We start from the raw sequence: 13,911 nt of genomic DNA, 5'->3' as shown, positions 1-13,911 counted from the left end.
ACCATGAGCCAGACGACCCACCTTGCCCTGCCCTACATCCTGGCCGCGCAGGCGCAAAAGCACGTGACGCACAACGAGGCCCTGCGGATCCTCGACGGGCTTGTGCAGCTCTCGGTCATCGACCGTGATCTGACGGACCCGCCGGCGAGCCCGGCCGACGGCGACCGCTACATCGTGGCGGCCGGCGCGACCGGCGACTGGTCAGGCTGGGATCTGAACGTCGCGCTGTGGACCGACGGCGCATGGATGCGCCTGCCGCCGCGAATCGGCTGGCGCGCGTGGGTGGAGGACGAGGGGCTGCTGCTGGTCCATGACGGCACGACCTGGACGCCGGCCGGAGGTCTGCTCGCCGCGCTGGGCGACGTCGATGTGTCGTCGGCCGCGGACGGAGACGGGCTGCTCTACGACAGCGCGACCGGCACGTGGGTCGCGGGTCCGGTGGCGACGACGAGCCCGTATGACGTTCGTGTGGCGTTCTCGGCCGCGCCCGCAGCGGATGAGGTGATCGACACGATCGCTATCCCGCGCGACTGGATCCTGCCCGCGAACCTGGCCGGATCGAGCGGGGCGGTCGGGGCCGCGCCGGCGGCGCAATTCGTGCTGTCGGTCCGCGACGACGGCATCGAGGTCGCGCAGATCTCCGTCGCCACGGACGGGACGATCACGACCACGACGACCGGCGGGGCGGGTCTGACCGTCGCGGCCGGATCCCTGGTGACCATCGTCGCGCCATCGACGGCAGATGCACAGATTGCGAACCTCACCTTCACGATCGCCGGGGAGGCGTCCTGATGCTTCTGGACATGCCGCGCAGGGTATCGCTGGCCGCCGCCGCCTCGGCGCAGCAGATCATCGCCGCGGCCTTCGCGAGCGGGAAGGGCGGCATCTGGATCGACGCCAGCCAGACGTCCAGCCTGTGGCAAGACGCGGCCCGGACGATCCCGGTCAGCGCGCCCGGCGATCCTGTCTTGGCGTTTGACGACTTGAGCGGCAACGGCAATCACTCCTACAGTTTCTCGTCAGCGGCGGTCTACGATGTTGTAAGCGGTGTCGGTCAGATTCGCCAGACGTCGCGCGGGCATCTGTGGCAGGTCCATTCGTCCTACCCCAACATCTCAACCATCTACATCGCCGCCGCTCTCGGCTACACGTCCACGGACGCCTATGGTCGGCTTTGGAGTCTGGCATGGGAGACGAATAACACCTTTGATTATCAAGATCCGACCGGCGTGATGTGCAACGCCACGAGCGCCGGGGTTGTCGTCGGTCGAAACAATGGCAACTACGGGATGTCGCCTCGGCAGGCGGTTCCGCAGAGCTTTTGGGTGGACTATTTCGGCACGCACCTGACGCAGAGCGCGGTGGTCAACGGGACGGCGTACGACTTCGCGGTAACGCCGGAGACCGTCCTTAGCTGGCAGCGCCTGTGGCTCGGCTATGCAGGCACGCGCGGCGTCGATCTTCGGCTGCGCGAGTTGGTGATCGTGCATGACTGGACCCCGACGGCGGCAGAGCGGGCGACGATCCAGGCGCACATGGCCGCCAAGGCGGCCGCGTGAGCCGCGGCAGTCACGATGTCCGGATTCATGAAATGTTCTTGTTTTGTCCGGGTTGTGGTTTCCGGCCAAGCTGTTATGCCTCCTGACACAAAAGCAGGCTTGCAAATCCGTGTACACCGGTTCGATTCCGGTCGTCGCCTCCAGCGCCCCGAGCGCGCCGCCCGTCGGCGCTCGGCTCGGCCGACCAGACCGGCGAGAACGCCGGATCGCACGCGAAGATCGCTTTCGGGACAGACGAATGACCGATCCGAACGCCGCTCCGGCGCCGAAGGCCACGCAGCAGGCGCCGGGCGAGGCTTCGCCGCCGCGCCGCCGCGCCACGCAGTTCGAAACGCCCCCGCCGCGCCGCGACCCCGAGGATCCCACGCTGCCCGCGCGCACGCGCCGGAGGCTGCGGCGGGCGAACCGCGCGCGCGCGCGCTGGGGCGCGCCCATCGAGACGACGAGCCGCCGCATCCACGCATGGCTCAACATGCTGTTCGTCGATCACGGCGCGCTGCGGCTGATCCATCCGAACCTGCACCGCGTCGGCCGCGACGCCTGGCGCAGCGCCCAGCCCCTGCCCCATCACATCGACCGCCTGGCGCGGCAGGGGCTGCGCACGGTCATCACGCTGCGCGGCGGCGTGATCTTCGGCTCGCTGCCGCTCGAGCGCGAGGTCTGCGCGCGCAACGACGTCACGCTCGAGCGATTCGTGCTGCGCTCGCGCGATCTGCCCAAGGTCGAAGAGCTGCTGGCGCTGGAAGAGCTGGTCGCCCGCGTCGAGCGCCCGGTCCTGTTCCATTGCAAGTCGGGGGCCGACCGGGCGGGCTTCATGGCGGCGCTGTGGCTGATCCTGGCCGAGGGGCGCAGCGTGGCCGAGGCGCGCGGGCAGCTGTCGCTGCGCTACGGGCATCTGAAGATCGGGCCGACGGGCGTGCTCGACCTGTTCATGGAGCGCGCCGCCGAGGCCGAGCGCCGCGGCGTGCCGTTTCGCCAATGGGTGCGCACGGAATACGACCGCGAGGCCATGCGGCGCGAGTTCCGCAGCTCGGGCTTCGGGGCGTTCCTGGTCGATCGCGTGCTGGGGCGCGAATAGCAGCGCGCCCCGCCGCGTTCAGAAGGGCAGCTTGACCCCGGGCGGAAGGTCCAGCCCCTCGGTCGCCTTGGCCATCTCGTCGCGCGCGGCGGCGGCGGCGGCCTCCTGCGCCGACTTGACGGCGGCGACGATCAGATCCTCGACCACCTCGCGCTCTTCGGGGCGGAACAGCGAGGGGTCGATGCTGACGCCCGTCAGCTCGCCCTTGGCCGTGCAGCGCGCGCGCACCAGACCGGCGCCGGCCTCGCCCTCGACCTCGATCGAGGCCAGGCGCTCCTGCGCCTCGGCGATGCGCCCCTGGATCTGCTGCGCCTGCTTCATCAGCTTGGCCATGTCGCCAAGCTGCCCAAGTCCCTTGAACATGTCTCGTCACTCCTCGTATCGATCGACGGGATCCCAGTCGTCCCAGTCGGCGTCGCCGAAATCGGGGGCCTCGTCCTCGGCCGGCGCCAGCGGCGCCAGCGCGCCCGGATCGTCCCCGCCCGCATCAAAGGCGCGCGCCTCGCGGATCTCGGCGCCGGGAAACAGCTCGAGCGCGGCGCCGACCAGCGGATGGCGCATGAGCGCGGCGTGCAGGTCGCGGCGCTCGGCGTCGCGGCGCTCGCGGATGGTGGGCCCGCCGCCCGAGCCCTCGACCGCCACCACCCAGCGCGCCCCGGTCCAGGCCTGGAGCCGCGCCGCCAGATCGGCGGCCAGGCTGGGCGGCGCCTCTGGGGCGGGCTCGAACACGATGCGCCCGGGCTGGTAGCTGACCAGCCGCACATGGGTCTCGACCTCGACCAGCAGCTTGGCGTCGCGGCGCGCGCGGATCAGCGCCACCACGTCGTCGAAGCTGCGCAGCCCGGCCACGGCGTCGGACAGGGCCGCGGGCTCGGCCCGCGCGGCGGCCTGGGGCGCGGCGCCCGCGCGCTGGGCCGGCGCCGCGGATCCGGCCGCCGCGCCTCCGGCCGGCGCGCCCGCATGACCCGCCGAGGCGGCGCCGGCGGGCCGCGCGCCCCCGCCCGGCCCGCCCGAAGGCGCCGGCGCGCCGGGCTGGGGGGCGGCGTCGAGCCGGCGCATGATCTCGGCCGGCGTGGGCATGGTGGCCACATGGGTCAGGCGGATGATCGCCATTTCGGCCGCCATCATGGCGTTCGGCGCCGCGGCGGCCTCGTCCAGCGCCTTGAGCAGCATCTGCCACATGCGCAGAAGCGACGGCTGCCCCAGGCGTCCCGCCAGCTCCAGCCCGCGGGCGCGCTCGTCCGGGCCGATGGCCGGGTCCTCGGCCGCCTGGGGCGAGATCTTGACGACCGAGATCCAGTGCGTGACCTCGGCCAGGTCGCGCAGCACGGCCAGCGGCTCGGCGCCGGCGGCGTATTGCGCGCCCAGCTCGGCCAGGGCCGCGGCGCAGTCGCCGCGCATCACCGCCTCGAACAGGTCCAGCACGCGACCGCGGTCGGCCAGCCCCAGCATGGCGCGCACCTGCTCGGCGTCGGCCTCGCCGCCGCCATGGGCGATGGCCTGATCGAGCAGCGACAGCGCGTCGCGCGCCGAGCCCTCGGCCGCGCGCGCGATCAGCGCCAGAGCGTCGGGCGCGATGCGCGCGCCCTCCTTGCGGGCGATCGAGTCGAGAAAGGCGATCATCGTCTCGGGGTCGATGCGCCGCAGGTCGAATCGCTGGCAGCGCGACAGCACCGTCACCGGCACCTTGCGGATCTCGGTGGTGGCGAAGATGAACTTCACATGCGCCGGCGGCTCCTCGAGCGTCTTGAGCAACGCGTTGAAGGAGCTGGTCGAGAGCATGTGCACCTCGTCGATGATGTACACCTTGTAGCGCGCGTCGGCCGGCCGGTAGGGCACGCCGGCCAGCAGCTCGCGCATCTTCTCGACCTGGGTGTTGGTGGCCGCGTCCAGCTCGAGCACGTCCACATGGCGCGACTCGGCGATGGCGCGGCAGGGCTCGCAGACGCCGCAGGGCTCGACCGTGGGGCGGTCGTTGGTCCCGTCGGGGCCGACGCAGTTGAGGCCCTTGGCGATGATGCGCGCGGTGGTCGTCTTGCCCACGCCGCGCACGCCGGTCATGACGAAGGCGTGGTGGATGCGGTCGGCGGCGAAGGCGTTGCGCAGCGTGCGCACCATGGCCTCCTGCCCGATCAGATCCTTGAAGCTGGCGGGCCGATACTTGCGCGCAAGCACCTGATAGCCGGCGCCCGGATCGGCGGCGGGGGCGGCGTCGACGTCTGCCGGGGCGTGCGGGTCGGTCATGGGCGGATCTCGCTCGGCTCCTGTCCTGATCGCGCCCACGCGGGGCGCGTCGGCGCCTCGGCGCCACAGGCGGACCATAGGCCGCGCGCCGCCCGGCCACAAGCGAGCGCGCCGCGCCCTGGCGAAGATGCTCGCGCTTGCCGGAAAGGGGTGGGTGAGAGACTGGACAACGACCCAGACGAGGCTCGTTACGGCTGCTTCCTTCCGGACCTGACCGGGTTGGCGAGGCGCCTGCCCGCGCCAGTCTCTCGCCGCTGACATAATGCCGGCGGGGGCCGAAGGCAAGGCCCGCCGGCGCCGGGGGGACGAGGACGGCGCCCGCGCCCGGCGGCCGCCGCGCCGTCGTTGCGCCGCCATGCTCGGCTTGCCGCGCCCGGCGCTTGCGCGCCCACCCACGCGCGCCTTGCCGCCATGTCTGGCCGGCCGCGCCAAGGCCGCCCCGCGCCCGCTCCAGCGGCCGTCGGACCGGCGAGGCCGGCGCGATGCCGGTGCAGGGCCTTCGCGCGATTGCGCGCGGGCAGCGGTGCGCGCGCCTCGCCCCAGCCCCGCCGCGCTCCTGTCCCGCCGCGCTCCTGTCCCGCCGCGCCCCAGGCGGGCGTCCGCGCCCTGCGCGCCGGGCAGCCGAAATCAGGCGCCGATCGCCCAGCCCCGCGCCGCCGGCCGCGCCGGGCGATCCCGCCCATCCTTCGCGCGCTCGGGCCGCGCCGTCCCTTGCGGGCGGCCGCGCAAGAGGTCGGCGGCGCGCCCCGCCGCGCGCTGCGCTTGCGGGGGGCGGCGCGCTGGGGCAAGCTCCGCGCCCGGCGGGCGGCGGCGCGGCAAGGCTGCGGGGCCGCGCGCGGCCATGAGCGACGCCCAGGGCGCGCCGGCAGGGAACGGGACGAAGCGCATGATCGACGAAGCCGCCATCACCTTCGCCGCAGGCGCGCGCGACCGCGCCGACCGCCTGCGCGCGGACGACGCCGCGCTTGCGGCGATGCTGCGGGTGCCGGGGGCGTTCATCCTGCCGCTCTGGAGGGGCAAGCCGCTGGTGGCCGAAGAACCCGAGGGGCTGCGGCTGGCCTGGCTCTCGCCCGGGGCGCCGCTTCTGGCCGAGAGCGCCGAGGCGCCCGTCTTCCTGGGCCTGTCGGGCGATCAGGGGTGCTTCGCGCTGGACGTCTCGGCCTGGCAGGCGCCCGAGGCGCCCTCGCCCGCCGGGCTGGCGGACCGGACGGTCAACCGCCACCCCTCGCTGCCGCCGCATATGGGCTTCATGGACCTGCGCCTAGCGATGGCCCGGCTCGACGCGCAGGACGCCGCCGACGCCGCCACCGCCAAGGGCGTGCTCGAATGGCGGCGCACCCACCGCTTCTGCGCCCGCTGCGGCGCCCCCACGCGGCCCGAGCATGGCGGCTGGCGCACCGTCTGCGACGGATGCGGCGCGCGCCACTTCCCGCGCACCGATCCGGTGACCATCATGCTGGTGACGCGCGGCGAGCGCGTCCTGCTGGGGCGTCAGCCCTTCTGGCCCGAGGGCATGTATTCGCTGCTGGCCGGCTTCATGGAGCCGGGCGAAAGCATCGAGGCCGCCGTGCGCCGCGAGACCATGGAGGAAACCGGCGTGCGGGTGGGGCGCGTGCGCTATCTGGCCAGCCAGCCCTGGCCGTTCCCCTCTTCGCTGATGATCGGCTGCGCGGCCGAGGCGCTGAGCGCGCGCATCACGCTGGACGAGCAGGAGCTGGAAGAGGCGCTGTGGATCACGCGCGCCGAGGCGGCGCAGGCGCTGGCCGGACGCCATCCGCGGATCGCGCCCGCGCGCCCCGGCGCCATCGCCCGCAGCCTGATCGAGGCCTGGGTCGAGGGCCGCGTGCCGCCCTTCGAGTGATTCGCCCGGCCTCGACCCCCGCCCGCCTGCGCCTCGCAAAGCCGCGATTTGGGCGCGAGACGCGAAGCGTGCTATGCTCGCCCATGGGCTGAACGCCCGATCCGAATGCGATCAAAGGAGGCGAGCCATGACCGTCGAAACCGCCACCATCAAGGCCCAGGCGCTGTTCGATCAGCTTGGCCCCAAGGCGATCGCCGCGGCGGCGCGGCGCGCGGCCGAGGCCGAAAGCGCCGGGCACGCCGAGGAGGCGACCCTGTGGCGCCGGATCGAGGAGATCTGCAAGGAGCTGCGCGGCAACCGCGAATCGTGAGCCGAGGCGCGAGGCGATTCGCGGCGCGCGCGGCCCGGCCTCAGCGCCCCGCCGCGGCGGGGCGCACCGTGTCGCGGTAAGGGTGCGCGGGATAGACGCCCAGGATCTTCACCTCGTTGGTGAAGAAGCCCAGCTCCTCGAGCGCGAGCCGCACCGGGCGCTGCTCGGGATGGCCCTCGATGTCGGCGTAGAAGCGCGTGGCGGTGAAGGATCCGTTCACCATGTAGCTTTCCAGCTTGACCATGTTCACGCCGTTGGTCGCAAAGCCACCCAGCGCCTTGTAAAGCGCGGCGGGCACGTTGCGCACCTCGAAGACGAAGCTGGTCAGCACATGGGGCGCGTCGGGCTCGGCCTCGATCTTGCGGCGCGACATGACCAGAAAGCGCGTGGCGTTGTGCGAGGCGTCCTGCACGTCTTCGGCCAGCACCTCGAGATCGTTGATCTGCGCCGCCAGCGCCGAGGCCAGCGCCGCGCGGCGCGGGTCGCCCTCGCGCGCGATCTGCGCCGCCGAGCCGGCCGTGTCCGCGCCGATCACCGGGCGGATGCCGTGGCTGCGCAGGAACTCGCGGCACTGGCCGAGCAGAACGGCGTGGCTTTGCGCCTCTTCGACCTGATCGAGGCGCGCGCCGCGCGGCCCCAGCAGATGGATGCGCACGGGCACGAAGGTTTCGCCGACGATGAACAGCCCGGAATCGGGCAGCAGCGAATGGATGTCCGCCACGCGCCCGTAGGTCGAATTCTCGACCGGCAGCATGGCCAGCTCGGCCTCGCCCGACTTGACCGCGGCGATGGCCGCCTCGAAGGTCGGACAGGGCAGCGGCTCCATTGCCGGAAAGGCGTCGAGGCAGGCCATGTGCGAATAGGCGCCCGGCTCGCCCTGAAAGGCGATCCGCCCGGCGGCGGCATGGGCGGGAAGGCTGACGCGGTTCGCGGTCTGCGCGGCGGTCTGGGACACGGCGGGGCTCCTGCCTCGGCGGGGCTTCTCGGTGGGCCTTGCGGCGCGGTCGGACGACAGGTCGCGCTTATACGACTTGCGGGAAGGAACGGGAAGCGGCTAATAACCCGCGAGCATTGCCGCGGGCGCGCGCCCGCATTCCAACGCAGAGGGCCGCCTGTCATGGACACGATGGAGTTCAACAAATTCTTCGGCGCCGCCGTGGGCGCGCTGCTGGTGTATATGGGGCTCGGCTTCTTCTCGGAGCTGATCTACCGCGGCGGCGGCGGCCATGACGGCGAACACCACTACGCCTACGCCCTGGCGGTCGAAGAGGGCGGCGACGAGGGCGCGGCCAAGGAAGAGGAAGTTCCCTTCGCCGACCTGCTGGCCCAGGCCGACCCCGCCAAGGGCGAGAAGGTGTTCGGCAAGTGCAAGGCCTGCCACAAGCTTGACGGGACCAACGCCACCGGCCCGCATCTGGACGGCGTGGTCGGCCGCCCCGTGGGCGCGGTCGAGGGGTTCAACTACTCGGCGGCCATGGCCGGCCATGGCGGCGAGTGGACGCCCGAGGCCCTGAACGAATTCCTGGCCAAGCCCAAGGACTACATCCCCGGCACCAAGATGAGCTTCGCCGGCCTCAAGAAGGTCGAGGACCGCGCGAACCTGATCGCCTACCTGCAGTCCGTGCAGGCGCAGTGACCCCTACGATTGCGGCGCGCCCGGACCCGCGTCCGGGCGCCCGCCCCGCTCAGGGCTGGATCAGGCCGAAGCCCAGAGCGTAGCTGAGCGCCTGATCGCGCGTGCGCGCCCCAAGCCGCGCCTTGGCCGAAGTGATCTGGTTGCGGATCGTCTTTTCCGACTTGCCGAAGATCTGCGCGATCTGCTGCGGACGCAGCCCCTTCGCCAGCTCGTTCATCACCGCCACCTCGCTGGGCGTCAGGCGCGAGACGCGGCTGTCGATCACTTCCTTGAGCATCAGGTCCTTGAGCAGCGTCGCCGCCGCGCGCGCCAGCCAGGCGGTGCGCCAGAACTGCGTCTCGAAGGCCTCCGAGGTCATGCCCGCCGGCCCCGAGACCGAGAGCACCGCATGGAACATCGAACCCGGAGAAGCCGAGGGAAAGGTGGCTCCGCAGGTGACGCCGTGCGCCAGAAGGTTCTCGATCACAGCGCGCGCGCCCGGCTCGTCCGCCGCCTCGCGCTGGCGGTAGAACTCGGCCCAGGTGAACGGCGCCGCCGCGCGGTAGGCCCGCGCGATGATCGGATCGCCCCGGATCAGGTTCTGATGCGCGTGCATCTCGGTCACCGGGGTCATCGCCCCGCGCATCAGGATCGGCTCGAACGCCATGTCGGCGCCGTCGCGAAACAGCGCGCCGAAGACGAATCCCGAATAGCCAAGGCTTTCGAGCAAGGAGGCGAAGCGCTCCTGACTGTCCGAAAGCTTCTTGCTTTCGGTCATTTCCCGCAGCGCGTTCAGAGCGAACATCGCCTGCGCCGCTGGATCGTCGGATGGTATGGCGTCGGCGTCGGGCAGAAAATTCGGCAGGAAACCCGCCTTAGAATAGGAGCTCATGCCGCTCCCCCATAATGAATTAGCTTCACGCCGCGTCAAACGCACGGCTTACGCCAATCTATCCGAACAATTGTATAGGGTTTTCATTTCGAGACAAGAGCCGTGGCCTTGACCCGCCCCGCGCCCGCCCCGCCCCGGGCGGGTTGAAACGCGCGCCCGCGCGCCCTAACCATGCTTGGACAAGGCGCTTGCGCAGGCCGCCCGCGCCGCGCCCAACAGGGAGAGGATCGCATGACGGGCCGTTTCATCCGCGCCATCGCCCGCGCAGGGCTGGGCGCGCTCGCCCTTGCCGCCGCCGTCGCCGCGCCCGCGGCCGCGCAGGCGCCCTTCGTCCCCGCCCCGCAGACCGACGGGCTGATCCATGCGCATGGCATCTCGGCCTTCGGCGACCTGAAATACCCGCCGGACTTCGCCCATTTCGACTATGCCGACCCCGACGCGCCCAAGGGCGGGATCTGGTCGGGGCGCGGCACGGGCGGCTCGAACACCTTCGACAGCCTCAACCCCTTCATCCTCAAGGGAGAGCCCGCGCAGGGCGTGGGGCTGACGCTGGATTCGCTGCTGATCTCCTCGGCCGACGAGCCGGACTCGGCCTATGGCCTGGTCGCGCGCGAGATCGTCTACCCCCCCGACCGCTCCTGGGTGCGCTTCGTCCTGCGGCCCGAGGCGCGCTTCGCCGACGGCAGCCCCCTGACGGCCGAGGACGTGGCCTTCAGCTTCGAGATCCTGCGCGACAAGGGCTCGCCCTCGATCCGCCTGCGGCTGCGCGACGTCGCCTCGGTCACGGTCGAGGCGCCCGACGCGGTGCGCTACGACTTCGCCCCCGGCGCGCTGACGCGCGATCTGCCGGCGCTGGTGGGCTCGCTGCCCATCTTCTCGAAGGCATGGTGGCAGGGGCGCGACTTCGCGCAATCCTCGCTCGAGCCGATCCTGGGGTCGGGGCCCTACGAGGTCGAGGAGGTCAAGCCCGGGCGCTCGATCACCTACCGGCGGCGCGACGACTACTGGGCGCGCGACCTGCCCGCGATGCGCGGCGCCTACAATTTCGACCGCATCCGCTTCGAGTATTTCAAGGACTACACCGCCGCCTTCGAGGCCTTCAAGGCCGGCGCCTTCCTGTTTCACGAGGAGTTCTTCTCGAAGATCTGGGCGACCGGATACGACTTTCCGGCCGTCGAGAAGGGCTGGGTCAAGCGCGAGATCCTGCCCGACCGCACGCCCTCGGGCACGCAGGGCTTCTGGTTCAACCTGCGCCGCGCCAAGTTCCAGGACCCGCGCGTGCGCGAGGCGATCGCGCTGGGCTTCGATTTCGAATGGTCGAACCGCACCCTGTTCCACGGCCTCTACAGGCGCACCGACAGCTTCTTCGAGAACTCGCCGCTCGAGGCCGAGGGCCCGCCGAGCGAAGCCGAGCTGGCGCTGCTGCGCCCGCTGGCGGCGCATCTGCCCCCCGCCGCGCTCGAGGGGCCGCCCTATTCGCCCCCGGTCAGCAACGGATCGGGCAGCGACCGGCGCCTGCTGCGCCGGGCGATGAAGCTGCTGGACGCGGCGGGCTGGAAGGTGCGCGACGGGCTGCGCCGCAACGCGGCGGGCGAGGTGCTGAGCATCGAGTTCCTGGACGACAGCCCCACCTTCCAGCGCATCATCGGCCCCTTCATCGAGAACCTGCGCAAGATGGGGATCGACGCGCGCCTGCGCATCGTGGACGCGGCGCAATACCAGGCGCGGGTCAAGAATTTCGACTTCGACATCGTGCCGGGCCGCTTCGTGATGTCGCTCACGCCCGGGCCCGAGCTGCGCAACATGTTCGGCTCGGCCGGGGCCGATCAACCCGGCGCGCCGAACCTGACGGGGCTGGCTAACCCGGCGGTGGACGCGCTGATCGAGAAGGTCGTCTCGGCCCGCTCGCGCGAAGAGCTGACCACCGCCGTGCATGCGCTGGACCGCGCGCTGCGGTCGCTGCACATCTGGGTTCCGAACTGGCACAAGAGCGGCCACACCGTCGCCTATTGGGACGTGTTCGGCCGCCCGCCGGTCAAGCCGCCCTTCGCGCGCGGGGTGATCGGCCTGTGGTGGTGGGACGAAGAGAAGGCCGCCCGCCTCAGGGCCGAGGGCGCGCTGTGAGCGCGCCCCGCGCCGCGGCGGAGGGCTGAGCCATGTCCGCCTACATCCTGCGCCGCCTCTTGCTGATGATCCCCACCCTGCTGGGGATCCTGCTGATCAACTTCGTGGTGATCCAGTTCGCCCCCGGCGGCCCGGTCGAGCAGATCATCGCCCAGCTGACCGACGCCGGTTCGGCCACCGACCGCTTCTCGGGCGGCGGGTCGGACGCGGGCGGCCCCGCCGCCGCCCCCGGCGCCGAGAGCCAGTATCGCGGCGCGCAAGGGCTCGACCCCGAATTCATCAAGGAGCTCGAGCGCCAGTTCGGCTTCGACAAGCCCCCCGCCGAGCGCTTCGTCCAGATGGTGTGGAACTACGCCCGCTTCGATCTGGGCGAGAGCTATTTCCGTTCGATCTCGGTCATCGACCTGATCCTCGAGAAGATGCCCGTCTCGATCTCGCTGGGTCTGTGGACGACGCTGCTCAGCTACCTGGTCTCGATCCCGCTGGGCATCCGCAAGGCGGTGCGCGACGGCACGCCCTTCGACGCCTGGACCTCGGCGGTGGTGATCGTCGGCTATGCGATCCCCGGCTTCCTGTTCGCGGTGATTCTGCTGATCTTCTTCGCCGGCGGCAGCTACGTGCAGTGGTTCCCGCTGCGCGGGCTGACCTCGGACGACTGGGACCAGCTGAGCCTGGCGGGCAAGGTGCTGGACTATCTGTGGCACATCACGCTGCCGGTGACGGCGATGACCATTTCGGGCTTCGCGACGCTGACGCTGCTGACCAAGAACTCGTTCCTGGACGAGATCCGCAAGCAATACGTCGTCACCGCCCGCGCCAAGGGCCTGAGCGAGCGGCAGGTGCTTTACGGCCACGTCTTCCGCAACGCGATGCTGATCGTCATCGCCGGCTTTCCGGGCGCGTTCGTGTCGATCTTCTTCACCGGCGCCTTCGTGATCGAGATCGTGTTCTCGCTGGACGGGCTGGGGCTCCTGGGCTTCGAAAGCGTCGTCAACCGCGACTACCCGGTGGTGTTCGGCACGCTCTACCTGTTCTCGCTGATGGGGATGTTCGTGAAGCTGATCTCGGACCTGACCTATGTCTGGATCGATCCGCGCATCGATTTCGAGAGCCGCGAGACATGAAGCTGGACGCGCTGCAGCGCCGCAGATGGCGCAACTTCAAGGCCAACCGCCGGGGCTTCTGGTCGCTGTGGATCTTCCTGGCGCTGTTCGTCATCTCGCTGTTCGCCGAGTTCGTCGCCAACGACAAGCCCATCCTCGTCGTCTATCGCGGGCAGGCGATGTTCCCGATCTTCGAATTCCATGCCGAGACCGAGTTCGGCGGCGATTTCGAGACCGAGGCCGACTACCGCTCGGTCGAGGTGCAGTGCCTGATCCTGACCGGCGGACTTCGGCAGTGCTTCGACGACCCCGAGGGGCTGATCGCGCGCGCGCGCGCCGGCGACCTGCCCGAGGGCGGGCGGGCGGGGCGCATCGTCTGGCCGCTCATTCCCTTTTCCTACGACACGATCAACTATCAGGTCGCGCAGGCGCCCTCGCCGCCCGACTCGGTCAACTGGCTGGGCACGGACGACCAGGCGCGCGACGTGCTGGCGCGGGTGATCTACGGCTTCCGCATCTCGGTGCTTTTCGGCTTCGCGCTGACGGCGCTGTCCTCGGTCATCGGCATCTTCGCGGGCGCGGCGCAGGGCTATTTCGGCGGCTGGGTCGATCTGACGTTCCAGCGCGTCGAAGAGATCTGGTCCGCCATTCCGGTGCTGTTCCTGATCATGATCATCGCCGCCATCGTCGAGCCCACCTTCTGGTCGATGCTGTTCCTTCTGTCGCTGTTCCAGTGGACGGCGCTGGTGGGCGTGGTGCGCGCCGAATTCCTGCGCGCGCGCAACTTCGAATACGTGCGCGCGGCGCGGGCGCTGGGCGTGGGCGACTGGACGATCATGCGCCGCCATCTTCTGCCCAACGCGATGGTGGCGACGCTGACCATGCTGCCCTTCATCCTGACCTCGTCCATCTCGACGCTGGCGACGCTGGACTTCATCGGCTTCGGCCTGCCGCCCAGCTATCCGTCGCTGGGCGACCTGGCGCTGCAGGGCAAGAACAACCTTCAGGCGCCGTGGCTGGGCTTCACCGCCTTCTTCACCTTCGCGATCATGCTGTCGCTGCTGGTCTTCGTGTTCGAGGCCGTGCGCGACGCCTTCGATCCGCGCAAGATCTTCCGATGAGGAG

Annotated in this window: 13 protein-coding genes and 1 other RNA gene; 9 read left to right on the top strand and 5 right to left on the bottom strand. The window is 70.9% G+C overall.

The features are described from left to right. Positions 1–3: 3 nt before the first annotated feature. The 3 genes from LY05_RS15330 to LY05_RS01325 all read left to right on the top strand — a co-directional run bounded on the left by LY05_RS15330 (position 4) and on the right by LY05_RS01325 (position 2,637). On the top strand, positions 4–792 hold the full coding sequence (locus tag LY05_RS15330; RefSeq protein ID WP_249041819.1) for a DUF2793 domain-containing protein: 789 nt from the start codon (positions 4–6) through the stop codon (positions 790–792). After that, positions 792–1,559, top strand: a complete 768-nt coding sequence (locus tag LY05_RS01330) for a hypothetical protein (protein WP_148921814.1) — start codon at positions 792–794, stop codon at positions 1,557–1,559. The genes LY05_RS15330 and LY05_RS01330 overlap by 1 nt, the downstream gene beginning before the upstream one ends. A gap of 238 nt (positions 1,560–1,797) precedes the next feature. Then, a complete protein-coding gene (locus LY05_RS01325) occupies positions 1,798–2,637 on the top strand; it encodes a fused DSP-PTPase phosphatase/NAD kinase-like protein (protein ID WP_148921813.1) in 840 nt (279 codons plus the stop codon). A gap of 18 nt (positions 2,638–2,655) precedes the next feature. On the opposite strand, the gene LY05_RS01320 is transcribed toward LY05_RS01325, so the two are convergent. The 3 genes from LY05_RS01320 to ffs form a co-directional block, all read right to left on the bottom strand. Beyond that, a complete protein-coding gene (locus LY05_RS01320) occupies positions 2,656–3,000 on the bottom strand; it encodes a YbaB/EbfC family nucleoid-associated protein (protein WP_072746298.1) in 345 nt (114 codons plus the stop codon). 6 nt (positions 3,001–3,006) lie between these two features. Beyond that, the gene (locus LY05_RS01315) at positions 3,007–4,881 is read right to left on the bottom strand and encodes a DNA polymerase III subunit gamma/tau (protein WP_148921812.1); all 1,875 of its coding nucleotides are present in this window, start codon (positions 4,879–4,881) and stop codon (positions 3,007–3,009) included. A gap of 152 nt (positions 4,882–5,033) precedes the next feature. Then, an RNA gene (ffs, locus tag LY05_RS01310) (signal recognition particle sRNA small type) lies at positions 5,034–5,132 on the bottom strand. Positions 5,133–5,767: 635 nt separating this feature from the next. On the opposite strand from ffs, the gene nudC reads away from it, so the two are divergent. Together nudC and LY05_RS01300 are read left to right on the top strand one after the other, a co-directional pair. Continuing rightward, the gene (gene nudC, locus LY05_RS01305) at positions 5,768–6,742 is read left to right on the top strand and encodes an NAD(+) diphosphatase (protein ID WP_148921811.1); all 975 of its coding nucleotides are present in this window, start codon (positions 5,768–5,770) and stop codon (positions 6,740–6,742) included. 127 nt (positions 6,743–6,869) lie between these two features. Continuing rightward, on the top strand, positions 6,870–7,052 hold the full coding sequence (locus LY05_RS01300) for a hypothetical protein (protein WP_072746302.1): 183 nt from the start codon (positions 6,870–6,872) through the stop codon (positions 7,050–7,052). Between the two features lie 40 nt (positions 7,053–7,092). On the opposite strand, the gene LY05_RS01295 is transcribed toward LY05_RS01300, so the two are convergent. Then, a complete protein-coding gene (locus LY05_RS01295; RefSeq protein ID WP_072746303.1) occupies positions 7,093–8,007 on the bottom strand; it encodes a prephenate dehydratase in 915 nt (304 codons plus the stop codon). 171 nt (positions 8,008–8,178) lie between these two features. Between LY05_RS01295 and LY05_RS01290 the strand changes: the two genes are divergently transcribed. Further along, positions 8,179–8,688: a c-type cytochrome gene (locus LY05_RS01290; protein ID WP_428842379.1), complete on the top strand. Its 510-nt coding sequence runs from the start codon at positions 8,179–8,181 to the stop codon at positions 8,686–8,688. Positions 8,689–8,737: 49 nt separating this feature from the next. Here the strand turns inward: LY05_RS01290 and LY05_RS01285 are convergent, their stop codons facing one another. Further along, positions 8,738–9,559 (bottom strand): helix-turn-helix transcriptional regulator, encoded by an 822-nt coding sequence (locus LY05_RS01285; RefSeq protein ID WP_083581144.1) that lies wholly within the window; start codon positions 9,557–9,559, stop codon positions 8,738–8,740. 231 nt (positions 9,560–9,790) lie between these two features. Between LY05_RS01285 and LY05_RS01280 the strand changes: the two genes are divergently transcribed. From LY05_RS01280 to LY05_RS01270, 3 genes are read left to right on the top strand one after another with little or no spacing between them, the layout of a single operon-like run. Next, positions 9,791–11,683: an extracellular solute-binding protein gene (locus tag LY05_RS01280; RefSeq protein WP_148921809.1), complete on the top strand. Its 1,893-nt coding sequence runs from the start codon at positions 9,791–9,793 to the stop codon at positions 11,681–11,683. A gap of 32 nt (positions 11,684–11,715) precedes the next feature. Continuing rightward, complete coding sequence (locus tag LY05_RS01275; protein ID WP_072746307.1) at positions 11,716–12,807, top strand: microcin C ABC transporter permease YejB; 1,092 nt, start codon at positions 11,716–11,718, stop codon at positions 12,805–12,807. Then, positions 12,804–13,907 carry an ABC transporter permease gene (locus tag LY05_RS01270; RefSeq protein ID WP_148921808.1) on the top strand — a complete coding sequence of 368 codons (1,104 nt, stop codon included), beginning with the start codon at positions 12,804–12,806 and terminating at the stop codon, positions 13,905–13,907. The genes LY05_RS01275 and LY05_RS01270 overlap by 4 nt, the downstream gene beginning before the upstream one ends. Positions 13,908–13,911 lie beyond the last annotated feature (4 nt).

The organism is Oceanicella actignis, assembly GCF_008124525.1.
Classification (GTDB): Bacteria; Pseudomonadota; Alphaproteobacteria; order Rhodobacterales; family Rhodobacteraceae; genus Oceanicella; species Oceanicella actignis.
This window is presented reverse-complemented; position numbering and strand designations above follow the sequence as displayed.